Below are 23866 nucleotides of genomic sequence, written 5' to 3' on the forward strand. Positions count from 1 at the left end.
TTTATTCGAGAATTTTGAACTCAACTCGTCGATTGTTTTTCCGACCTTCGACAGTGTCATTGTTATCCACGGGTTTAGCCTCTCCATATCCTATTGTTACCATTCTACTGGTATCGATGTTGTGATTTTTGAAATACTCGTAAACAGCGTTGGCTCTTCGTTTAGACAGTTGCTGGTTGTAGTCTTTGTCACCAATGGAGTCTGTGTGTCCCGATATTTCTATCTTTTTGATTGCGCCAGAGTTTAACATTTCTAGAATTCTCTTCAACTCTGCGTAGGAAGAAGTCTCTAGTTCATCTTGATCAAACTCAAAGAAGATATTGTTCAATACCACTGCTGCACCTGAGTGTATTTTGTTTAGAGAAAGGTCTTGAACAATAACTTTTGCTTCCCTCACATCATTGAGGTCGATGTGTTCATTTTTGGATAAATAACCATCCTTCTCAGCCAAGAATCCATACCTAGCACCAGATCTAACTTTGAACTCGAAAAGCCCATTGGCATCTGTATTGGTTTCTCCAATTTTGATACCATCAGGAAGGCGCTCTACAACTACCTTGCTGGCAATGGCTTTTTTGGTATCCGTATTGAAGACTTGGCCTTTTACAGTCACTACGATTTCTGTGATAGGCACAACTACCGGTGCTGGCTCTGCGGCGACTGGTTCTACAGCAGCTACTGATTCTTCGGTAGTAGGTTTTTGCTCAGCTGCAGCAATGATTTCTTCTATGCTTTCTTGTTCCTCCCCAGGTTTTACAAACAGTTCATCGATTCTAAACTGGAATACATCTGTATTTTCGTCTGATGTACCTCGTGTAAAATAAGCATGACTACCTGTGGATGGGATGTTGAAATAAGTATCATCCTCTGGGCCATTGACTCCCCTACCCATGTTTTCTGGTTTGGACCAGTTAGTCCAGGTGTCATCTAGCCTTTTTGAAACATAAATATCCGCTCCTCCATATCCACGAAAACCCCTTGAGGTGAAGTACAATGTTTCATTGTCCTTGTCTAAGAATGGCGCATACTCTTCGTCCGCAGAGTTGATTACTGCTCCTAGGTTGAGAGGCTCGGACCATGTACCTGATTGTGCGTTTTTGAATGAAGTGTAAAGATCTCTTTCGCCATTGGTGTCATCTCGCTCTAGAGACATGATGATCACCTCCGTATCTTGACTCATATAGAAATCAGCTTGGTCAGAATAATTGTAAGCGTTTTGGATATCAATGTTGACGGGTTTTTCCCATTTGCTACCGTCTTTGCTTCTCGTCATAGAAATTCCCTCGCCCATTCGACCTCTTTTTTCATATCGGTTTCCTAATAGAAGAATGATTTCATCATCTACTTGTGTGATCGAACAGATATAATTAGGTCCAGCAGTATTGAGTGGCCCTCCGATATTTACGGCTGGCAACCATTCATGTGTGTTTTCATCAAGTTCTGAATACCAAATGTCAGAATAGTCATCCATGCCACCGACATTGTCTGGGTGACTTCTTCTACTAAAGTATAGTCGCTTTCCATCTGGAGAAAGCAATGGGCCTAGTTCTACATATTCGCTGTTTACGTTTTTGCTGAGTCGCTCTGTACTCAAGTTGTTGTTGACGTTGGCAGCCAACTCAATCAATACGCTGATTGGAATATTAGAAGATGAAATACCGATAGCATCGATAGCATTGTAACCAGGTACTTTGCTACAATCCAAATCTACACGAAGATAGGCTATTCTATAAGGTGTCTTTTCAAAGAAAAGGTTGAGTAGTCTACTCTGCAGTGGGATTGGTCTTGCATTTAAGTCAAACAAGAGGTACTCATTGTCCAATGAGTCGTATGCGAATACCTTGGTAACCGCACCTGGGTTTTCAGTTTCAGCAATCGCAATCTGTTGTGCTCTGATTGGTTGATCAAAAAGAACAACAATGTACTCATTTCCATTGGCTTTGGCAGGTCGCCACGCGTTAGGGCTATCTCCGCCAGATGGATAGATATTTGGAGAATGCAAAGCCTGACTCGCAGCATATTGAAGAGCTGTTAGCTCTGACGTCACAAAGAGTACTTCGGATGCCCATTGAACAGTTTCTTGTGCCCAAGATTTTGTAGTCAATAGGGAGATAATAATGAGGATATAATATTTCTTCATTTAGGTAAGTCCATTAAATAAAAATGAATCATAGCGTGGCAGGAATCAAAGGTATTCAAATTATTTTATTGTTGAATGATTCTAACTTCAACTCGTCTATTTTTTGCTCTAGCTTCTGGAGTTCTTTCTCGGGTGAGAGGCTCTGTTCCTCCAAATGCTTTTGTTTGTATTCGGTTCTTTTTGACGCCTTTTGACACCAAATAATCCTTGACAGCCAATACTCTTTCTTCAGATAGCTGCATATTGGCATCTGCATTTCCTTGAAAATCAGTGTGTCCTTCTAGTTGCACAATTACATTGGGTCTCTCATCTAGCCATGCAGCAAACTCATCTAGTTCTTGGTTTGACTCTTCTGAGATTCCAGCCTTGCCTCTAGAAAACATCAAGTTGTCCAAGGTAAATTTTTCGTGCATGGCATCCGGTTCCATTTTAAAATTCTTTTCGATCAAGCCAATCCCTTGGTCTTTCACCTCGAATTCTTCACTGATTGGTTTGTAACCATCTGCTTTGACATTGATGATGTATTTTTCATTTTCTATCATGTATAGTTCATACACACCATTGCTTTTATCAGTATTAGATGTACCCATGTCATCATAATATGGGAGTTTTTCATAAAATACATTGGCAAGAATGGGAGAATTAGAGACTGGATCGGTTACGGTTCCTGTGACTCGAATGACGGTTTGTTCTTGGGCAGATACTATACTGGCCCAGCTCAATAGAATGGTAGTAAGGATAAGTTTTGTGGACATGGTTCAGGTGGTACTGTTGAATTCAACATCAAATATGAATAATTTATTTAAAAAATCAGGATTATTATAGTGAATAGAAGTTAAAAATGTAGTTAGCAACATGCTGGATTGTAAGATTCACGGTTAAGAATCTCTGACGATAAATCTTAGTAGAAACATAGGAGATCAGTCGTGGACAATTATATTTGTTGGCTCATCAAAGGATTAAATGGCAGTCAACAAACCCAATACCTCTTTAGATTTATACAGAAACCGATCTAAGTTCAAGTGGGTCGTGTTGGTGGTCTCGGTGATTATTAGTTTGGTATCCATCTACTATACCAACATACTGGTGAGTCAGCTAAAGAGTCGAGAGGAAAAATCAATCAGCCTATATGCCAATACTTTAGAACACTTTGCCAATCAGCAGAGCAATACAGATATGAATTTCATTTTTGAAGAAATCATCGTATCTAATAAATCCATTCCCGTCATCGTCACAGACGAAATTGGCAGGCCGCTAGAGTCAAGAAATGTCCCCAAGGCAGATCAGGCGCAAACAGTCAAGGAGCGAAACAGAATATTGAAGGAGGAATTGGAAATCATGGAGTCGCAGCATGAACCCCTCTTGCTAACCTTGCGCAGCAATGATGGCACGATCACGGGGTACCAATTTATCTACTATAGGAACTCTACCCTTTTGGCACAGCTCCAATATTACCCTGTGGTGCAACTGTCCATCATTGGTATATTCGGAATGATTGCTTTTCTTATTTTCAACTACTCTAAGGCTGCGGAGCAAAACAGAGTATGGGTAGGCATGGCCAAAGAAACGGCTCATCAACTGGGGACACCCATCTCGTCGCTCATGGCATGGGTCGAATATTTGAAAGCGGACGAAAATCTGACAGATCAAGAGATCGTCTTGGAGTTGGAAAAAGACGTGGAAAGATTGAACATGATCACAGCACGTTTTTCCAACATTGGTTCTGAGCCACTGTTGGAGAATGCCAACGTCTACGAAGTAATAGATGAGACAATTAATTACTTGAAAAGAAGGTTGTCCACGAAGGTCAACTTTACCATTACATGTTTTCCCAACCAAGACTTGGAGGCCAATTTGAATATCCCGTTGTTTGAATGGGTAATTGAAAACTTGTGTAAGAATGCCGTAGATGCCATGAGCGGGGATGGTCAGATCGACATTAGAATTTTAAAAGCCAATGAAGGGCATGTAGTCGTTGATATTTCGGATACAGGCAAGGGGATACCTAAATCCATGATTCAAAAGATATTCCAACCAGGGTATTCGACTAAAAAGCGAGGTTGGGGATTGGGTTTGACTCTGGTGAAGAGAATCATAGAAATATATCACAAGGGAAAAATCTACGTGAAAGAGTCAGAAGTAAACAAGGGAACGACCTTTAGGATCTCCCTTAAATCCTGATTAGCTAAAAACAAATATGATAGTTGGTGATTATGTCAATATTGCCTTAACTTCGCACTCTGAAAAAACAGGACACAATTTTCATAGAAAAAATATCTAGAAATGGCAAATAGTGGTAAAATCACACAGGTAATCGGCCCAGTTGTAGACGTTAGTTTTGAAGCTGAGGGATCCAAACTTCCCAATATCTTGGAAGCATTATACGTGATCAAAGAGAATGGTCAAAAAGTAGTTTTGGAATGCCAACAGCATTTAGGTGAAAACCGAGTAAGAACCATCGCAATGGAGGGTACCGAAGGTTTGACCAGAGGAATGGAAGTGATCGATACGGGATCGCCTATTACCATGCCAATTGGAGAAGATATTAGAGGTCGTCTTTTCAACGTAGTGGGAGAAGCAATCGATGGTATCGAACAGCCTAAAGGAGAAAAATCTCTACCTATTCACAGATCAGCACCTGCATTTGAAGATTTATCAACTTCTACTGAGATCTTATTTACAGGGATCAAAGTAATTGACTTGATTGAGCCTTATGCCAAAGGAGGTAAAATTGGATTGTTTGGTGGAGCGGGTGTAGGTAAAACTGTATTGATCCAAGAGCTCATCAACAACATAGCCAAAGGACACGGCGGTTTGTCAGTATTCGCTGGAGTTGGTGAAAGAACAAGAGAAGGTAATGACCTTTTGAGAGAAATGATTGAATCTGGAATTGTTACCTATGGTGACGAATTCTTGCATTCTATGGAAAGCGGCGGATGGGATCTATCCAAAGTAGATAAGAAAAAATTACAAGAATCTAAAGCAACCTTTGTTTTTGGTCAGATGAATGAGCCTCCAGGGGCAAGAGCGAGAGTAGCGCTTTCTGGATTGACAGTTGCAGAGTACTTCAGAGATGGTGATGGAGAAGGCGAAGGCAAGGATATTCTTTTCTTCGTAGACAATATCTTTAGATTTACTCAAGCTGGATCTGAGGTATCGGCTCTATTGGGACGTATGCCATCAGCGGTAGGATACCAACCTACACTAGCTACCGAAATGGGTGCGATGCAAGAGCGAATTACTTCTACTAAAAATGGATCTATTACTTCTGTTCAGGCGGTCTATGTACCTGCGGATGATTTGACTGACCCTGCTCCTGCGACTACATTTGCTCACTTGGATGCAACCACCGTACTTTCTAGAAAAATTTCTGAGTTGGGTATTTATCCAGCGGTGGATCCATTGGATTCTACATCTAGAATTTTGTCAAGAGACATCGTAGGTGATGAGCACTATGACTGTGCACAAAGAGTAATCGAAATCTTGCAGAGATACAAAGAGCTGCAAGATATCATCGCGATCTTGGGTATGGATGAATTGTCTGATGAGGACAAGGAAGTAGTACACAGAGCAAGAAGAGTTCAGAGATTCTTGTCTCAACCATTCCACGTAGCAGAGCAGTTTACTGGATTGAAAGGCGTGTTGGTAGATATCAAAGAAACCATCAAAGGTTTCAATGAAATCATGGATGGTAAATATGACCACTTACCAGAGGCTGCATTCAACCTAGTAGGAGGTATCGAAGATGCAGTAGTGAAAGGTGAGAAAATAATGGCAGAAGCTAACGCATAAAGATATGTTTTTAGAGATCATCACACCAGACGAGAAAATATTCAAAGGAGAAGTGGATCATGCGACCTTTCCTGGGAGCGAAGGTTCGTTTCAAGTATTGAATGACCATGCTGCGATGGTCAGCTCATTGGGTAAGGGCGATTTGAAAATGGTCATTACTCATGACAAAAAAACCAAAGAAGTACACATGGGCATCGATGGTGGAGTCGTGGAGATCTTGAACAATAGAGTTCTGGTCTTGGCCGAACATGTCGATCGTTAATCATAAAAAGTATAAGAATTGAAAACCCACAGGCCTGACTTGTGGGTTTTTTTGTGTCCAAAAGGATCACTTGGTAAACCCAACTACTTCTGGTGCTTCGATATCAAAATCTGGCAACTTCAATTTAGAAGATGTAGAAGCGCTAATAAAATTAGATGTCGCATTGAGGGGCAAATGAGGATAATATGCCAACCTAATCGTCAATGTAGAGATCGCAAACTTATCATTGCTGATGCTGACACCCAATCCAACACCTGAGTAAAAATCTGTGTCGAAATAATCACTTTTGGTATCCTTGACCAAAGTACCCTCAACAAAACCAAAAAAAGCCAAACGCATATTCATGACGTTGTAAGGAGAGAAGAACAAAGACTCAAGCTGGGCATTCAACAAGCTAGTCGCCTTGAGATAATAACCACTCACGCCATAAATACCCAGCTGATTTGACCCTCTGATGTAATGATCATCTGTCGGTCTGATTGAATGTAGCAGCGTCAAATAGGCAAATTGTCTGAATCGATAATTCCCTATCCTCAACAAAGAAGTATAATAATTGGTGTTGATACGAACAGTCCCGTCCTCCCAATGATCTTCATTATAAAACGCACCATAGGATGCCTGAATATTGAGATACCCGACTTTGGAAAAGTACCCTCCCAAAGCATATTTAAATCCCAAATAATATCTATCTACAAACTCTCGATGCTGAAAACCTGTCGTAACACCCATCGACGATCCAGTAGGGATATCCTCTGTTCGTCCATAGTTGAGGACATACCTGTCTTTGAAATAATTTCTAGAAGATAGACCTACTTCAACTAGGTAATTTGTCTTGCTATGGTAGATGTAATTGGAGTCTGGGGTTACGAGTGGTTTGTCATAGAAATTTTGGCGATCCAATCGTCCAGCCACCACAATGTTGATGTCATTTTTGAATCCCAATCTGTTCAAATCCGCCTTGATAGGAAAAGATCTGCCCAACCATAAATCAGAACGATCCACGCTATAATAAAACAAGCTTGTAGAGTCTACATCTGGATCATAATTGAATTCTCCATATTTATAATCACTCAACTCGATTCCTCCAGCGTATTTAGTATCCTGAGTAAAAAAACTTCTGTTTGCTTCTATGCCCAAACCTCTTTTTCTAAAATGATCAGAAAGATCAAATTTAATATCTATATAGGAGGCAAAGAGGTTGTTGATCGTATAGAACAGTTCACTCCCTCCGTGCCTGATGTAATTGTATTCCAATTCGTGTCCTAGCCCACCTATATTCACTGAGCTGATTCCAACAAGAGCATTGTTGTCATTGTTGGGTTGAATAGAAACAGCATAGGGGAATATGTCTCGGGTGACAACATGGGTTTCTACAGAATCATGCGAACCAGAAGGCAAGACCATGATCCTGGCATCTCTGATAAAGTCCTTGGAACGAAGTAGACGCTCTGAATCGACAATTTTCTGTGCATCTACAAAGTCTCCTTCCCTAAAAGTCAACGTCCTACGAACGACCCATCGTTGGGTATGAACATGCAGTTTATTGATTACATTGGTATATGGATCTACACGATACCTAGATGTATCATTCATGCTCGACCCAAATACAGCTAAGTGTTTGTATTTTAATGGATTGATAGTCCTATCTTCATAGGGAGTAAAGCGAAACTCACTCAGACCCTCACCATGACTCTTGGATTCCTTGGTAAACAAAACATCATACACCATACTGGATACCCTAGACCGAGACATTTTTTGCTCTACCGAATCATAAAAAGCATCAGACTTGCCAAGAGTATGTTTTCTTACGTAATAATCAGTGGTGTCTGAGATGGCAATGGTTGTGTCTCGGCGTATATAATAGACCTCATCACCCAAGAAAAGAAAACGATCTGCCTTAACTTTAATTGAATCATGGTTGACATGAGCCTGCTCCTTTAAAATTTGACCAGGCAGGTCTATGACCATAAGCGAAAAGCAAAGGGCAGTCAAAAAACGCAAGAACAAAACCCCATTTCGCACACCTATTCCAATTACTTTTCAATCCTAAAAACTACTCCTCCACTAAATTCTCCATGAAGTATAGGCACGGCAAATGAGGAACCCCCTCCACAACCCGAACCTGACGAACAGTAGATTCCCACGCCATCAAATAACAAAGGCATAAACATTCTAGCTTGCATCTTGAGCCCTATTCTTTCTGTTGGGAAAATTTTGACCCCTGCTCCAAGCCCCATTGAGAAAAATATCCGAGTATCGTATCCTTGCTCCTGTGGTGCATAACTAGTGAGACCCATGCCAATCACACCATATGGGCGGATGAGCTCATCACCACCCAGCGATTTTTCAACCCCCAGATGAAAATTTTCCATTTTGAGTCTCAGGTTGTGATAGGGATACAAAATCGCATCATAATCTACCGTCTCCGAGTCTGCAGAACTATTCGTATATAAAAACTGTACTTGAGTACCATTGCCCATATCATACCCCAATGTCAAACCCCAAATTCCAGAGTTTTCTACATCGACCTCTCCTCTGTAATATTGCGCTCTACCACTGAGCATGTATCCCCCATATCCCGAAAATTCTATGGCCTGCGCCATAGTCGTCATGGGAAGTAGGAAAACAATCATTGTAATCAATAGATTTCTTTTCATGGCTTGTTAGTTTCAGTTAATAATTAAACTTAATCAATATCTCGTACTAGCTCCATAGAGACGCAACAGATTTTATAAAAGAATCCATCAAAGACAATAATGATCAGGCTCGTCTCAACAGAATATGAAAACTTTGCTAACTTGATACACAAATAAGCCACCCAAACGAAATGAAAATCTTCTGCCTCTTTTTGATTTTAGCACTAGGATATCACCTGGCGCATGCTCAAGTAGAAGACAGCACACAAAGTACTAAGAATCAAAAAAAGATATCAATCATTCCTTTGCCTGCCATCGCTTCTAACCCAACCAATGGCTGGATGTTTGGCGTAGCACCAGGTGCTAGCTGGTACATGGGAGACAAAGAGACGACTCACATCTCATCAGGCTTGGGCACACTTATCTACACCACCAAAAAACAATGGATTATCACCGCCAAAACAAATATGTTCTTGGCTAATGACAGTTGGAACCTCCTCGGAGATTGGCGCTATTTCATCACTTCACAACCGACATACGGATTAGGTACAGAGTCTCAATCAAAGAAAAACAAGGGAACAGGAGTAATTTTCGAAGACAATACCTTTAGTCAACCTATCCCCGATAAGCAAATGATGGATTTTGACTATTTACGATTTCATGAAACCGTACTCAAGCGCTACCACCAAACACCATTCTACTTTGGATTAGGCTATCATCTCGACTACCATCACGAAATCAACGATCGCTTACTTGATTTGGATACAATTCCTCCCTTGCTCACCAGTCATTACATTTATTCAGAAAAAACGGGGTTTTCAAATACTGAGTATATCCTATCAGGCATCAGTATCAATTCCTTGTATGACAGTCGAGACAATTCCATCAATCCCTATCACGGCAGGTATGCCTTTGTAAATGTCAGAATGAATCCTACATTTCTAGGAAGTGACCAGGCATCTAGCCTACTATGGGCGGAATACCGCGACTACCTCAACCTGAGTAAAAAAAGACCCCGACACATGTTGGCATTTTGGGCCTATGGTTGGTTTGTGACTTCAGGCAATGTGCCCTATCTCGATCTACCTGCGGTAGGTTGGGATCAATTTGGCAGATCTGGTCGTGCATACACGCAAGGCAGATTCAGAGGAGAAAATGTAGTCTATGCAGAGACTGAGTACCGCGTACCATTGCAAAAAACCAAAGATACCTTTGGAGCTGTGGCCTTCATCAATGCCACCACAGCGAGTAGCCGATACGATGACATAAACCTATTCGAGCATCTCAGTCTTGGATATGGTGCAGGTCTACGTGTCATGATCAACAAAAAATCAAGAGCTAATCTCAATATTGACGTGGCATGGGGAGAAGGTGGTGCTGCAGGTTTTTATTTTGGAATAAATGAAGCATTTTAGAGTTTATGAAAACAGCCATAGCCATATTATTCCTGATCACAATTTTTTTCCAAACCCAAGCGCAGGAAATCATCCAACCTTCCAAAAATTACAAAGGAGGAGAAATGATTTTTGCCCCGAGCTATGGATTAAAATTAGAAATCCCATCTCATTGGAACGGCTATCTCTCACGGGGGACAGAGATATTCACAGTCAGCAATGATACCACGCTAGAAGCGACCGCTTTGTACTTTGTCAATGAAACTTCACTCCCGTCTATCCAATCCAATTGGGAAAAGGGGTTCGAACTGGCAACAGAACTGAGTATCGAGCTCCTAGATACAGTCACTGAAAAGGATGGTGTACTCTCAGCACCCATTCACACGACAGGATCTAATCCGTACAAGGGCTATTTGCTAGCCAAATGTGGTGAATACAACTACTGTGTCACTGTTCTCATGTACACCCCACACAAATTCTACCCCCCATATGAGGGAAAGCTGAAGCCATTGATCGATCAATTGAGCTTTTACAAACCAAGACCCCAAACCAACGATTTTGATTGGAAAAAGGCATTGACCAACAAAATGATTTTCAACTCGGCCCGAGGAGAAAATGGTTCGAAAGAGGAGAATAGAATATGGTTGTATTATGATGGTACCTTCAAAAGCAAAACACAGCGTACAGGAGTATTCAGAGGTCAAGCAGGGAAATACCACGGCACCAAAAAAGGAAGCTACATCATCCAAAATGCGAAAAACGAAAACCCTGCAACCCTAGAATTGCAATTTAAAAAGCAACCTAGCCTTACTCTCACATTGACGATCAAAGACAATCAGTACTATCTCAACAGTGATGTGATTTACTTTTCGGAAATAAAATAGGGTTGAGAATACAATCTCTAATCTAGCAAAAAGTACAAAGTGCTATTCATATTGATAATGATATGCAAAATTGCAGGCGTTCTGTTTAATATTTTACCATCTCTGTTGTTTATATTGCAATCACCTAGCAATTCAGAATCAAGATGACAGAAGCACTACCTACCTCTTTGGACAAACTATTCTCGCAAGGCCAAGAGGTATTTTGCAAAAAAGGTGATGTTCTCAAAAAGCAATTTAGTCGTGTGGACAGGTTCTACATTTTGCTAGAGGGCACCGTGCACTTTCATCAAAGCCTGCACAGCAACGACAGAGAACTGTTGGCAGGGATGAGCCAATCTCTTTACGCACCGATTGGCATGGATGCTTTCATCGCACCCTACAGGAATGAAACTACGGCGAGAGTCGCATCAGACACTGCTAGACTTATCAAATGGGAAACGGAGCAGTTAATCAAATGTCTCGATGCAGATATTCATCTAGCGATAGATTTTTTTACTTTCCTCAACAATCACTCACACCGCTTCGTCGAGGATACCAGCGAGTTATTTGCCAATACCTCTGCAGCTTTACAAACACTCAATACAGACTCTTCCTCGGACGGCTATCTCGCGCACATCGATCGAGACGAAATAGACAAAGTTATCTTGCTGTTGCAATCTCCATTTTTTGAAGAGTTTGATGAGAAGGATTTGGCCGTACTCGCCAGCTCTATGCAACGTCGAGAATACTTGGTCAATGAAATTGTCATCAGCCAAGATGAGAAAAAAAAGGGGATATTCTTACTAGAATCTGGTGAAGTTCAATACTCTCGCATGAACTTCAGCATAGAAACCAACAAAACCTACAAAGTACCATTTAGGTCTATTTCTACTCCAGGCTACTTACTGAGTTCGTCTAGCCTACTCGGAATCAAAAGTGCCATGACCTCTCATGTCACCAAAGAGGCCGTCGTACTATATATCCCTAAGGAGACATTGGAAAAACACTGCAAAGAACATCCTAACTTTGCACTCAGCTTCCAAAAAAGAATCCTCTGGTTGATCAACAATCAGCTCAGAGCTGTGCGTACCCGACTCATCGCCACGCAATTCAACGAAGAGCTACTGGTAGCCAGTACACTCATCAGTAGCAACAGCACGAAACTGTCTGTACACTCTCCCTTGCACGCTGTGCCAGTCTTGCTCGAAGACAAACTAACCATACCACAGGCCATAGAGGTGCTTCACAAGGTAGAACTAACTGGAATAGGCCCTGAAAAAAACCTAGCCTCCCTATGTTTGGACAATCTCCACAAGACACAACGAGAATCCAATTTCTACCGTGCCTTGCAAGACATCTATAGCAGTGTCGCTGAAAATACCGAAGAAAAAACCAACGATGAAGTTCAGTTGGACTGTATCAAGGCCAGTAAGAAAGCATTTTCTATCCCGTCGATATATATCAAAGGACTGGAATACATGCCTAATCAACCAGGGTGTATTTTCATCTACAATCATCTGCTCAACGAACCCTATTACACCTTGCCCAATCAATTTCAAATCACATTGGACTCACACTACCTGAGCGCATTGGTGTATGAAAACTATGGTGCACATGCCCAAAGGGTAGTCAGAATTGGAAAATCAGATGAGTATGCCCACGAAAACTACTACAACAAGCTAGGTTTTATCAGTGTGTACACCAACGATTCGGATGAACTGATTGAAACAGAAGAAGAAAGAAAATCAAGACACCAGGTATTCTATGATCAAATCAAAGACGCCATATTGTCTGGCAAGAACATCATCATCAGTCCAGAAGGAAGTTCACATCCAACTGAGCATTCACCGAGCAAATTCAAATCTGGGATTTTTAAGGTCATACAACAACTAGAAGTACAACCCCTGATTGTACCCATTGTTATGGCCAACTTTGACAAGCGCATCACAGCGTACAAATTTGCCTGTGAGATCAAAAAACCTTTTAGGTTGAATGAGAAAATGAAAGAGCTCGGCACGAGCGACATCAAAGAGTTCCTGAGAAAATACCAGTTAAAGTTCAGGCAAGACACGCAAGAACTCACAGACAATATCGCCAACGAAAACAGTGCACAGCTTCTGTTTCAAGATGAAATTGATGCCTTAAAAGAAAAAGTCACAAAACTTCCACCAAATGATACAGTTGCCTTTTATGGCAGTAGTACCATCCGACTATGGGAAAGCTTGGAAGGAGATTTGGCTGATAAAAAGGCTGTCAATTTGGGCTTTGGTGGATCTTCTTACCAATGGTGTTTGTTCTATTTTGAACGCCTATTCGAAAATTTTCTGCCTAAATCCTATGTACTCTATGGAGGTGACAATGACTTGAGCATCGGACAGTCACCCTCTGATGTACTGATGAATTTTTCGCTCTTATATGAAAAAATCAAACGTCACAGTCCACATGCGCCTATTACCGTGATCTCTATCAAACCTAGCCCAAGTAGAGAATATTTGCTGCCAAAGATTATCCAGACCAACGAACTGTTGAGAACCTTTGTGGATGAACATGACAACATGCATTGGATCGAAATATTTGAACACATGCTGTCCCCAGATGGAAGACCCAAAACAGATTTATTTGTGGAAGACATGCTTCACCTCAATCTAAAGGGGTACAAAATCTGGAAACAACAAGTTAGAGAGCAATTGATCGTATGATCTGTTGTGCGCACAGGTATTTTAGGAGTTATTTGGGTACAGCGAAATAAGGCTCCCTTGTTACTACTTTTATCTTCTCTCCCTGAGATAAAATGCTATCTGGTGCTTTTCCATTCAGTACTTTCAACAATTTTCCTTTAAGCTGGTTGTCACTTCGGATGGCCAGCTTTTCTATGGATTCTCCTTCGCGGGCAGCAACTATAGTTATTGACTCTCGAAAAATCAATTCCTTCTCTTGGGTAGTCAAGGGATGCAATGAAAGCGCTGCCTTCTTGATCATGCTTTTGGCATCTCCAGAGGTGACAGTAGAGATTTTATACAGGTTTTCACCCATTTTGATCCAGACAAACCCAGTATAAATGGAGCCTTCATCTCCTTGCTCTGTGACCAAGACCAAAAAAGCATCATGTCCATTTACTTCTACCTTTTCGCCTTTGACAGACGCTTGCGCTTGCTTGTCTTTCAGTAGTTTCATGTAATCACTTCCATACTTTTGGGGAGACTGTGCTGTATCCTCCAAGGTTAAAATCACAAAAGCATTTTGATCCTTGCTGACCGCACCGACAGCATTGTAGGTATTTACATAAGTCCAAGAAGAAGGAAAAGTCACACTAAAATCAATGTCAGGGTGCAAAAACACACTATCCACAAATATCCCCTTGTCTGGATTGTCCGAAAAAGACAAGCCATTCAGCCTATCCAAAATGGGTCTTTCTTGCATTTCATTGCTAGACCATGTTAGGTTGTGGGTAGACTTGGTCAAGTTGCTAATTCTGTCTGGGGTATATGGGTGATTGCTGAAATAGCTTCTTTTCTCCTCTTGTTCGGATCTTACCTCCTCCCATACGACGATCCGGTCGAGAATTTTGCTCAATGCCTTAGGGTCAAAACCAGCTTTGGCTGCCAATGCTACGCCTAGGTGATCGGCTTCTGTTTCGTGTTTGCGGCTGTATTTGGCTGTAAAAAAACTAGAACCCACGGCAAAAGGTGTGTTGATTATGTTTCCCACATTGGCACCAGCAACTGCCCCTACAATCATACCAGGCACTTGGAGCAGGGCAGGGAGAATACTCCGTTTCATTTGTTTGACGGAGTGACGCTGCTCGACATGAATGACCTCATGACTGAGCACACACCCCAATTCATCTACATTCTCCACCAAAGCCAATAGTCCTCTCGTGACATATATATAACCACCTGGCAAGGCAAAAGCATTGGGAATCGGTTCGTCCACGATCTTGAATTGGTAATCAAAAAGTCGGTTGTCCAAGTGATCTATCAACCGCTCTCCAATCTCCTCGACATATGGAGTCAAAATCTCATCTTCATAAATCCCCATTACCAATTCTACCTGCTTGGCTCCATTTTCTCCTAACTGCTCATCATAACTCAAGGGCTGAGAGAGAGACGGAAGGGTGAAAACAAGAAATAGGAAAAGGGAAAAAAGGTAGTTTTTCATACAATTTTAGTTTATCAAATCGCCCCCCATTCAACTCCGTGCAGATAAAGTAAGCACAAACAATAACGAAATAAAATATTATACATTTGTTTAAAACATTTATTCAATATAGTTTTGTTCAAAATTATCAATTTTGTCAGAAGATACAACAGAAAGCAAAATCAAAGAAGCAGCAGAGTCCCTCTTTGCTAAGTACGGCCTCAAAGGCACAACGATTAGAAAAGTCGCCGAAAAAGCGGGAGTGAACATTGCCTTGGTCAATTATTACTTTAGAAGTAAGGAAAAGCTGTTTTTATCTGTTTTCGAAGAGAAGCTAAAAATTTATACCGAAATGGGCATTGGAATTCTAACAGACAGAAAGAGAGATATCTGGAGTCGAATCCGTGACTATGTAGACGAAATGATCAATGCAATGATGAAGGAATCAAACCTGCCAATCTTCATTATGAGCGAAACACATTTTAATCCAAACCTCATTACGCAGATTAAAAGCTTCAGTAAAGAAGAAATGAGATTAAAATCTCAAAAAATTCAGACCGTTTTAGATGAGGAGTTGGAGAAAGGCAATATTCGAAAAGTTGATGCTATAGACTTTGAATGTACTTTAACATCCATGATGATTTTTCCTTTTTTAACAAAAAACATTTTGAAGCATACAGGTAGGTTAGATGAAGATTTTAATGGTTTTGATGGCTTCCTCGAGCATAACAAGAGCAATGTGATCTTTGCGATTACAAATTTTTTGAAAAAAGACTAAACAAATTTTTTTACCCCATAATTAAACAAGCGTTTAAAACATTTTAACAATGCGATCGAAATTAGTAATATTAACTTTAGTCATGGCTTTGGCTATCCCCACACAGGCGCAAAAGGTATATAGCCTAATGGAGTGCGTGAAGCGTGCCCAAGAAGAAAACTTGGAAGTCAGCAACAGTCAATACGACCAATTGCTTTATGACCAACAAGTCAAGGAGGTCAAACGATCTGCGCTACCACAAGTGGGCTTTGGTGCGGAATATAAAATATACACTCAGCTACCTACGACGGTGATTCCTCTATCAGCTTTTCAGCCAGGAGAGGAGGGATACAGTGAAGCCGCATTTGGTACTGACCATCAGTCTAATTATTCACTGCATTTAGAGCAGGTCATTTTTAACCCCACTCTTTTTGTCGGTATCAAAGCGGCCAATACAGCGGCACAGATGGGTGAGCTTCAGTACAAACAAACCAAGGAAAATATTACCTATCAGGTCGCCTCCAACTATTTCAATGCGCAGGTTATTGCAGAGCAAATATCTATGCTCAAAGAAAATAGTCGAACCCTAGATACATTAATCAATAGTACGAGACTCATGCAGGAAAGTGGTTTGGTGAATCATACCGATGTAAGTCGTCTCAAAATCAATCAATCCAAGCTGGACAATCAAATTGCCACACTTAGTGCTAATTATGATTATGTACTTAATTCACTCAGGCTGCTGCTCAATCTGAGTGCGGATGCAGAGTTTGCAGTTGTGACAGACTTTAACCCAACTCCTACTCCACTCGAAAGCAATGAAGCTTTTGATTACCAAGACCGCACTGAGCTGCAATTACTTGATAAACAAAAAGAAGTGCTTCACCTTCAAGAGAAACAGATTCAGGCTGGATATCTACCTAATATATCAGCAGTAGGTACCTATGGATTTATGGGTTTTGGACAACCTGATCAGGATTTTTATGAACACTACGATTTTAGTTATGTAGGGCTAAAAGCAAGCTGGTTACTGTTCGACGGCTTTACAAAAACAGCGCAGACAGCACAAAAAAGAATAGAACAAAAACAACTTGAATCCAGCATGGAGCTGACACGTCGAAGCATTGAAAACGAAAGAATAAATGCCCTATCCAAATTACGGGTTCACCACCAAGAGGTAATCAATCAAAAACAATCAATGGAACTAGCCTCTCAGGTCTATAATGATATCAAACTACAATACAGTGAAGGAGTAGTGGGTGTACAAGAAATTATCGAATCAGAAAACGAATTGACCGAATCACAAACAAACTATCTCAACTCTTGGGTTCATCTACAACAAGCCAAACTAGATCTAGCCAAAGCAGAGGGAGCATTATTAAATGACTATTAAAACAGTAATCAACATATCAAAATGAAAAATAATAAATCGAAAATAACAAAAATCGCAATTGCAGTAGGAGTAATTGTTTTGCTAGGCGCATGGTCGATCCATACCCTTTTGGGCAATTCTGAAGAAGTAGAAAAAAAAGTTTACGTTCGTGATTTTGCAATCAAAGTGCCAGTAAAAGTCGCACAGGTAAGCAACCAAAATCTAAAAGAAAGCAGAAGATACTTAGGAAGCTTTAAAGCCAACAAAGAGATTACAATTACCTCGCAAACACAGGGTGAAGTAATCGGTATCTACGCTGAAGAAGGTGTCAAGCTCAAGAAGAATTCACTCATTGCAAGGGTAGATTCAGAGCAAATCGATTTTCAACTCATAGCTGCCAATGCTGCATATCAAGATGCAAAAAGAGAATTTGAGCGCTATGAAAAATTGACCAAGCAAAATGCAGTGGCTGATATCAATCTGGAGAAAGCCGCGCTACAATTAGCAACCGCAGAAAGTCAACTCAAAATTCTCCAGAAGCAACAAAGCCATACCCGTATCAAGGTTCCTTTTGCAGGTACATTGGTAAAGAGAGAGTTTGATCTAGGTTCGGTACTTGCTCCGGGTATGCCATTGGGCACGCTGATAGATATTTCAGAACTAAAATTGGTAATCAGCATTCCAGAAGAAAAAATTCGAGCTTTCAAAGAGGGGGATGATTTGACTGTTCATTCTGATGTCTATCCTACACAGACTTATGCAGGAGTGGTTACGGCTGTTAGCGCCAAGGCAGACAAGGCACATAAGTTCGATGTTCAGATCAAAATCAAAAACTCTGATGAATATCCTCTAAAATCAGGTATGTATGGGTGGGTTGAACATCAATACGGTAATCAATCTGAAAGTTTATCAATTCCTGTCACAGCACTGATGGGTTCTTCTAAAGATGCAAGTGTGTTCAAAGTCGTAGATGGAAAAGCCCAACTACAAAATATCCAAATTGGGATCCGCACTGAAGACTTCATCGAGGTAAAAAAAGGTTTACAAGCCAATGAAACAGTAGTAACCAATGGTCAGATCAATTTGAGCGATGGAATAATCGTAACTTATTAATTAACAGGTTAATAAACTTTCATAGATATGAATATAGCAGAGTTTTCAATTAAGCGGCCATCCTTCATTTTGGTGATATTTATACTCACCTCTCTGGCAGGATTGCTGACTTATAACAAAATAGGATATGAGCTAATCCCTGAGATGGACATTCCTGTCATGACGATCACAACCATATATCCCGGTGCAGCACCATCTGAGGTCGAATCATCTGTCTCCAAAAAGATAGAAGATGCCATATCAGAGCTAGACAATCTAGATGAAATCAATTCCAAATCGCTGGAAAGTGCCTCCATCGTGATTGTTAACTTCAAAAGTGGAACGGATCTAGATTTAATGGTACAGGATGCGCAGCGCCAGATCAACAATATCCTAGCAGAGCTACCAGAGGATGCCGAAGCACCTTCTATCTCTAAGATTTCTCCAAATGACATGCCGATTTTACAGATCAGCGCGACTTCCAATCTGGACGGAAAATATTTTTATGCCCAGATGGATGACAAACTAATTCCGGAGCTCCAGCAACTCAAGGGTGTGGCAACCATACAAGTGATTGGTGGTGATCAACGGTCTATTAACGTGAGCGTGGATCCAGAAAAGCTGCACTACTATAACCTGTCTTTGCTACAGGTGACACGCGCCATTTCTTATGCCAATCTCGACTTTCCTACTGGGAAGGTCAAAAGCAACGGACAAGCCGTGACAGTAAGAATTTCAGGAAAATTTACGAAGATAGACGAAATCAGAGAGCTCATCGTGGCTACAACCGATGATGGTGGCGTGATTCGACTCAAGGATATCGCTACCATAACGGACGATATCGCCGAAACAGAAAGTATTGCGAGGTTGAACGGAAAGAATGCAATCCTACTCCGGATCAAAAAACAAGGGGATGCCAATACTGTAGAAGTCTCCGAATCAGTACTCAACAAACTAAAGGAACTGGAAGAACGCTACTCTAGTCAGGAATTAAATTTCGCCATCGCTCAAAATGATGCTGACTTCACACTGGAAGCAGTAGATGCTGTGCTACATGATTTAGAGATTGCGATTATTCTCGTTGCTGCAGTGATGCTCTTATTCCTTCACAGTTTTAGAAATGCACTGATCGTAATGATTGCCGTCCCTGCTTCCTTGTTGGCTACTGTGGCATTTATGTTCATGATGGGTTACACATTCAATCTCATGACACTTTTGGCAATGTCGCTAGTGATCGGTATTCTGGTGGATGATTCCATCGTAGTACTAGAAAATATCTATCGACATATGGAAATGGGCAAAAAGCCCATGAAAGCAGCCATTGACGGCATTGCAGAAATCGGTTTGACCGCACTATCCATCACGCTGGTAATTGTGATTGTGTTCATCCCAGTGACGATGGTTAACTCCTTCATTGCTGATATGTTCAGACAATTTTCATGGACGATAGTAGTGGCTACACTCTTCAGTTTACTTGTCTCCTTTACTTTGATCCCCTGGTTGATGTCACGCTTTTCACAAGTCACACATTTGAATCCAAAGAATCCCTTTCAATGGTTCTTAATTCAGTTTGAGAAAGCTTTGAAAGGCCTAAACGACCTCTACTCTTCGTCTTTGCATTGGTTTATGGACAAGAAATGGGTGCTTTTTGCTATCCTTCTGGTATTGTTTGGTTTTACAGGGTGGATTGGAAGCTTAGGAATAATCGGTTCAGAAACTTTTGCCTCGGGAGACAAAGGAGAGTTCAAACTTAGTCTTGAATACAGCAAAACAACCAGTATAGAAGCAAACAATCTACATACACGAGAAATCGAAAACTGGATAGCTTCTAAACCAGAAGTCAAAATGATTCTGACCAATGTAGGTGGGCCTACTTCTGGGATGGGTAGCACAGGCTTAGGCGATCCCTACAAAGCAGAAATGAACGTAATGATCGATCAGGAAAACTACAAAAATCTCCAGACCGAACCTTTCATGATAGACATCATGAATCAAATCAGGCAAAATTCCTCTGGTGTGAAAGTAGGGGCTTCTAAAGTAGGCATGACTGGAACAGGTTCAGCACCCATCGAAGTATCCGTCGTAGGTGAAAATTATGACGAAGTAATAGAAACTGCTAATAAGCTAAAGAACATTATCGAGCATACTCCAGGAGCAAATGACCTGAAAGTGTCTGTTGAGGCTGGTGTACCTGAGGTTCAGATCAATATAGATAGAGACAAGCTTTCTCGATTAGGTCTTGATGTCGCCACAGTAGGTGCGACTCTTCAAAATTCCCTGCAAGGCAATGATGATAACGAGTTTAGTGAAGAAGGATTGGAATACCCAATCATGGTTCGTCTCACCAAATTTGATAGAAAAAATGCCAATGACGTGGAGCAAATTCCATTCATCAACAGTAAAGATGAACTCGTTACTTTGAATCAATTTGCAGCAGTCACACAAACTACAGCCCCTTCGATGCTGGAGAGAAAGAACAGGCTTTCCTCTGTGACGGTCACAGGATATACTCTGGGAGTACCTGCTGGTACTGTAACTCAAAACATCATGGCACAAATGGAAAAAGAAAATTTCCCAGCGGGAATTAACTTTATCTGGGGTGGTGATGTAAAAAATCAGAAAGAGAGTTTTGGGCCACTAGGTGGGGCATTTGGCATTTCATTGCTATTGATTTATTTTATCTTGGTCGCTCTCTATGACAATTTTGCATATCCACTGGTCGTACTTCTGTCTGTACCTGTGGCAATTATCGGAGCAATGTTGGCGCTGGGTCTATCGCTGTCTTCCATGAGTATATTTACGATTCTAGGAATGATCATGCTACTAGGTCTTGTAGCGAAGAATGCTATTCTGATTGTTGACTTTGCCATCAAACTAAAGGCAGATGGCCTATCCACACGTGAGGCCGTCATGCAGGCGGGCAACGACCGTCTCAGACCCATACTGATGACAACCATCGCCATGGTGATCGCCATGATACCGATTGCTATCGCATCTGGTGCTGGTGCTGAGTGGAAAAACGCCATGGCATGGGTATTGATTGGAGGACTGATGTCTTCGCTGTGCTTGACAATTTATCTAGTGCCTGTGGCATTCGAACTGGTGGATAAAGCGACAGAATGGATACAATCGAAATTCAAAAAAGATCCTATTAGGTCAGTAGATAGCGTAGAACATGCTTAATCATATTTATTATTTTTTTGAAAATGGAGTGCGGTCTTAGATCGCACTCTTTTTTGTTTTCATTGGGAATTGAAGGAATTTGATGAGTAATTTTATACCCATGCAAAAGCTTTTCATTCTCATAATCTTCATCACCTTTTCTCCCCCCCTTTGTGCCCAAAAAATATTCACACGGCATCAAGGTTGGTCAGACTTGACTCTTTGGTACAAGGTAGGAGAACACACCAAGGTTGGGGGAGATTTTGGCTATCGAACAGAACTAGAGCATTTTTCATTTAACCAGACCTACTTTAGACCTACCATAGTTTGGCAGAAAAACCCACTCTACAATGTGTCCTTTGCCATTTCCAACTTTTATACATTTTTAGAAGATCAACCGAATCTATGTGAATTGAGATTTGCACAGGAAGCCAGCCTATTTTGGCCACAACTTTCTTTTATGAAAATTGATCATCGCTTGCGGTTTGAAGAGCGATTTTATTACCTAGACAACTACTCTGGCAGAGAAAGTCGGATGAGGTATCGTTTGGCGCTAAATCCCAACAAATTCACCTTACTAAACAAAGAAGGTTTCTATACCTCTGCCACTTGGGAGACATTTATTGGACTAGGGAATAATTTCGACAATCCCTTAGGCAATCTACACCGTTGGGAAGCAGTCTTCGGTAACAAAATCAACGATCGCTTTGGCGTAGGTCTCCACTACATTTGGCAAACAACTGTACTGACTGATAACTCAATGAAAATCAAAGACAACATTGTCAGGTTGCGATTTGCATACAAGCTCAACTAAATCAACCTTTTTTCCCAAACTTGTAGAAGGGTAAGGTAAAACCTACCAAGAATCTCCATCGCTCCCATACCACCTCTACTCGCTGATCAGGGTTGGTATTGTCATCAGGCAAATTCACGATTTTTCCTACGGTTTGATTACCTCTAGAATATACCGAACCAATGGTAAATTCTATTTTATCAAATTTGACCAAAAAACCACCCCCATAGTGGTATATATCGGTAGTAAAAATAGAGTTGGTGAAATTGTCAGTGATTAGACCAGCTGTATTGTCTGCTGCATCATCCAGAGTAGAATGATCAACCGCCACACTTAAAAACCCTTGTAATTTTTTGACCAGATTAAATTCCATCCCTACACCCCAATTGATAACCGACTGCCTCTCGTCAAACATACGATCCATAAATACCATATCATTAACTGGAGCCTTCTGCGCTGTAAATGGCTCTGGAACTAGAATGGCATAGCGATCCACCTTGGCAAACCACTCTGCACTACCGTGAAGCTTGAAAGCTCCAAAATCATATGCTGCTCCTACACCAATAGAAAAAGGAGTCTTGTATTGCACCTCTACATTGCTTGTGCTGTTTTTAATCAACCTAGAGTCGTCATCTATGTCACCGTCACTATCTAGGTCAAAGCCAGTGAGCACTTCATCGTATTCGGTCTTTGCACTTTTTCGCAATACCGCATATGGTGTGGTGATGGTCATTCCAATACTCAAGTTTTTAGCCTCATAGTTCATTCCTACCTTGAACACCAAGCTGTAAATTTGAAATTTTTTGACACGCGTCCGCTCAAATGAAGCGACTGCACCATCATCCGCACTCAACCCATCTTCATACAAGGCGTAAGTTCTCTTTTGATCCAGCGTAGATAAGAATCCTGAGACACCCACACTAAAATGGTCATTGAGTAGATATGCCCAACTACCACCCATCCATTCATCCCTGATGGTCTTGCTGACACCAAAATCAATATAAAGTGTCTCTTGACCAGCCCAAGTGTCGTTGAACTCATAGGTCAACTCCGATCGGGTTCCCAAATTGTAATCAACCTGCTGTCTTGACAAAAAAGCATAGGCAAACTTGTGCTTGGGCAAAATTGGAATCCTGAAACTTCCTGCCGCCAGTGTCGGGGCATTCCCAAAATTGGATTCATTCAGATCCGTTTTTTCCACGCCGTCTTTTACCTTGAGACTACTCAATTGGTAGGCTTTGGCACTAATCAAAAATGTGGGATTGTCCTGCAAAGCCAGCCTTGCTGGATTGTAAAAGGTAGCTCCCAAATCGTCCACACTGCCAATCACATTGCCACCTAGGAGCATGGATTTATTACCAAATTGCTCTGTCCAATAATGTGCATCTTGAGTATAGGCGCTGGATGCAAAAACCAATAAAAATAACAGGCTCAGGTTAGTTTTTTTCATTTGTCCATTAGGTCAT

At 41.1% G+C, this 23866-nt stretch carries 17 protein-coding genes; 11 read left to right on the forward strand and 6 right to left on the reverse strand.

Translation table 11 applies throughout. The features are described from left to right. Window position 1 precedes the first annotated feature (1 nt). Both N6H18_RS05650 and N6H18_RS05655 read right to left on the reverse strand, forming a co-directional pair. Window positions 2–2140 (reverse strand): OmpA family protein, encoded by a 2139-nt coding sequence (locus N6H18_RS05650; protein WP_262310864.1) that lies wholly within the window; start codon window positions 2138–2140, stop codon window positions 2–4. Between the two features lie 65 nt (window positions 2141–2205). Continuing rightward, window positions 2206–2895, reverse strand: a complete 690-nt coding sequence (locus N6H18_RS05655) for an OmpA family protein (protein ID WP_262310865.1) — start codon at window positions 2893–2895, stop codon at window positions 2206–2208. 208 nt (window positions 2896–3103) lie between these two features. On the opposite strand from N6H18_RS05655, the gene N6H18_RS05660 reads away from it, so the two are divergent. The 3 genes from N6H18_RS05660 to N6H18_RS05670 all read left to right on the forward strand — a co-directional run bounded on the left by N6H18_RS05660 (window position 3104) and on the right by N6H18_RS05670 (window position 6194). Next, on the forward strand, window positions 3104–4321 hold the full coding sequence (locus N6H18_RS05660) for a sensor histidine kinase (protein WP_262310866.1): 1218 nt from the start codon (window positions 3104–3106) through the stop codon (window positions 4319–4321). Between the two features lie 102 nt (window positions 4322–4423). Then, on the forward strand, window positions 4424–5932 hold the full coding sequence (gene atpD / locus N6H18_RS05665) for a F0F1 ATP synthase subunit beta (RefSeq protein WP_262310867.1): 1509 nt from the start codon (window positions 4424–4426) through the stop codon (window positions 5930–5932). A gap of 4 nt (window positions 5933–5936) precedes the next feature. After that, window positions 5937–6194 (forward strand): FoF1 ATP synthase subunit delta/epsilon, encoded by a 258-nt coding sequence (locus N6H18_RS05670; protein WP_262310868.1) that lies wholly within the window; start codon window positions 5937–5939, stop codon window positions 6192–6194. A gap of 66 nt (window positions 6195–6260) precedes the next feature. On the opposite strand, the gene N6H18_RS05675 is transcribed toward N6H18_RS05670, so the two are convergent. Both N6H18_RS05675 and N6H18_RS05680 read right to left on the reverse strand, forming a co-directional pair. Further along, window positions 6261–8162: a BamA/TamA family outer membrane protein gene (locus N6H18_RS05675; RefSeq protein WP_262310869.1), complete on the reverse strand. Its 1902-nt coding sequence runs from the start codon at window positions 8160–8162 to the stop codon at window positions 6261–6263. A gap of 65 nt (window positions 8163–8227) precedes the next feature. Beyond that, a complete protein-coding gene (locus N6H18_RS05680) occupies window positions 8228–8851 on the reverse strand; it encodes a porin family protein (protein ID WP_262310870.1) in 624 nt (207 codons plus the stop codon). A 170-nt stretch (window positions 8852–9021) separates the two neighbouring features. Between N6H18_RS05680 and N6H18_RS05685 the strand changes: the two genes are divergently transcribed. From N6H18_RS05685 to N6H18_RS05695, 3 genes are all read left to right on the forward strand, one after another. Further along, window positions 9022–10245, forward strand: a complete 1224-nt coding sequence (locus N6H18_RS05685) for an outer membrane protein assembly factor (RefSeq protein ID WP_262310871.1) — start codon at window positions 9022–9024, stop codon at window positions 10243–10245. Between the two features lie 5 nt (window positions 10246–10250). Then, a complete protein-coding gene (locus tag N6H18_RS05690; protein ID WP_262310872.1) occupies window positions 10251–11108 on the forward strand; it encodes a hypothetical protein in 858 nt (285 codons plus the stop codon). Window positions 11109–11251: 143 nt separating this feature from the next. Beyond that, a complete protein-coding gene (locus tag N6H18_RS05695; RefSeq protein WP_262310873.1) occupies window positions 11252–13786 on the forward strand; it encodes a GDSL-type esterase/lipase family protein in 2535 nt (844 codons plus the stop codon). Window positions 13787–13814: 28 nt separating this feature from the next. Here N6H18_RS05695 and N6H18_RS05700 read toward each other — a convergent pair whose 3' ends face one another. Then, entirely contained in the window at window positions 13815–15245 is a 1431-nt protein-coding gene (locus tag N6H18_RS05700; RefSeq protein WP_262310874.1) for a M48 family metalloprotease, read from the reverse strand. 133 nt (window positions 15246–15378) lie between these two features. On the opposite strand from N6H18_RS05700, the gene N6H18_RS05705 reads away from it, so the two are divergent. The 5 genes from N6H18_RS05705 (at window position 15379) to N6H18_RS05725 (ending at window position 22421) form a co-directional block, all read left to right on the forward strand. Further along, window positions 15379–16002 (forward strand): TetR/AcrR family transcriptional regulator, encoded by a 624-nt coding sequence (locus tag N6H18_RS05705; protein ID WP_262310875.1) that lies wholly within the window; start codon window positions 15379–15381, stop codon window positions 16000–16002. Between the two features lie 49 nt (window positions 16003–16051). After that, window positions 16052–17374: a TolC family protein gene (locus N6H18_RS05710; protein WP_262310876.1), complete on the forward strand. Its 1323-nt coding sequence runs from the start codon at window positions 16052–16054 to the stop codon at window positions 17372–17374. 21 nt (window positions 17375–17395) lie between these two features. After that, a complete protein-coding gene (locus tag N6H18_RS05715) occupies window positions 17396–18466 on the forward strand; it encodes an efflux RND transporter periplasmic adaptor subunit (protein WP_262310877.1) in 1071 nt (356 codons plus the stop codon). Window positions 18467–18493: 27 nt separating this feature from the next. After that, window positions 18494–21628: an efflux RND transporter permease subunit gene (locus N6H18_RS05720; protein WP_262310878.1), complete on the forward strand. Its 3135-nt coding sequence runs from the start codon at window positions 18494–18496 to the stop codon at window positions 21626–21628. A gap of 82 nt (window positions 21629–21710) precedes the next feature. Continuing rightward, on the forward strand, window positions 21711–22421 hold the full coding sequence (locus N6H18_RS05725) for a DUF2490 domain-containing protein (protein ID WP_262310879.1): 711 nt from the start codon (window positions 21711–21713) through the stop codon (window positions 22419–22421). A 1-nt stretch (window position 22422) separates the two neighbouring features. Here N6H18_RS05725 and N6H18_RS05730 read toward each other — a convergent pair whose 3' ends face one another. Next, window positions 22423–23850, reverse strand: a complete 1428-nt coding sequence (locus N6H18_RS05730; RefSeq protein ID WP_262310880.1) for an outer membrane protein transport protein — start codon at window positions 23848–23850, stop codon at window positions 22423–22425. Between the last annotated feature and the right edge of the window lie 16 nt (window positions 23851–23866).

Origin of the sequence: Reichenbachiella agarivorans (assembly GCF_025502585.1) — a bacterium.
In the GTDB taxonomy this organism is placed as follows: Bacteria; Bacteroidota; Bacteroidia; order Cytophagales; family Cyclobacteriaceae; genus Reichenbachiella; species Reichenbachiella agarivorans.

Bases quoted from the DNA above. Each gene is read 5' to 3' on its own strand.
- N6H18_RS05690 (WP_262310872.1), top strand. From the start codon at position 10,251: ATGAAAACAGCCATAGCCATATTATTCCTGATCACAATTTTTTTCCAA.
- N6H18_RS05700 (WP_262310874.1), bottom strand. From the start codon at position 15,245: ATGAAAAACTACCTTTTTTCCCTTTTCCTATTTCTTGTTTTCACCCTT.
- N6H18_RS05680 (WP_262310870.1), bottom strand. From the start codon at position 8,851: ATGAAAAGAAATCTATTGATTACAATGATTGTTTTCCTACTTCCCATG.
- N6H18_RS05660 (WP_262310866.1), top strand. From the start codon at position 3,104: ATGGCAGTCAACAAACCCAATACCTCTTTAGATTTATACAGAAACCGA.
- N6H18_RS05720 (WP_262310878.1), top strand. From the start codon at position 18,494: ATGAATATAGCAGAGTTTTCAATTAAGCGGCCATCCTTCATTTTGGTG.
- N6H18_RS05655 (WP_262310865.1), bottom strand. From the start codon at position 2,895: ATGTCCACAAAACTTATCCTTACTACCATTCTATTGAGCTGGGCCAGT.
- N6H18_RS05730 (WP_262310880.1), bottom strand. From the start codon at position 23,850: ATGAAAAAAACTAACCTGAGCCTGTTATTTTTATTGGTTTTTGCATCC.
- N6H18_RS05725 (WP_262310879.1), top strand. From the start codon at position 21,711: ATGAGTAATTTTATACCCATGCAAAAGCTTTTCATTCTCATAATCTTC.
- atpD (WP_262310867.1), top strand. From the start codon at position 4,424: ATGGCAAATAGTGGTAAAATCACACAGGTAATCGGCCCAGTTGTAGAC.
- N6H18_RS05670 (WP_262310868.1), top strand. From the start codon at position 5,937: ATGTTTTTAGAGATCATCACACCAGACGAGAAAATATTCAAAGGAGAA.
- N6H18_RS05685 (WP_262310871.1), top strand. From the start codon at position 9,022: ATGAAAATCTTCTGCCTCTTTTTGATTTTAGCACTAGGATATCACCTG.
- N6H18_RS05710 (WP_262310876.1), top strand. From the start codon at position 16,052: ATGCGATCGAAATTAGTAATATTAACTTTAGTCATGGCTTTGGCTATC.
- N6H18_RS05675 (WP_262310869.1), bottom strand. From the start codon at position 8,162: ATGGTCATAGACCTGCCTGGTCAAATTTTAAAGGAGCAGGCTCATGTC.
- N6H18_RS05695 (WP_262310873.1), top strand. From the start codon at position 11,252: ATGACAGAAGCACTACCTACCTCTTTGGACAAACTATTCTCGCAAGGC.
- N6H18_RS05650 (WP_262310864.1), bottom strand. From the start codon at position 2,140: ATGAAGAAATATTATATCCTCATTATTATCTCCCTATTGACTACAAAA.
- N6H18_RS05715 (WP_262310877.1), top strand. From the start codon at position 17,396: ATGAAAAATAATAAATCGAAAATAACAAAAATCGCAATTGCAGTAGGA.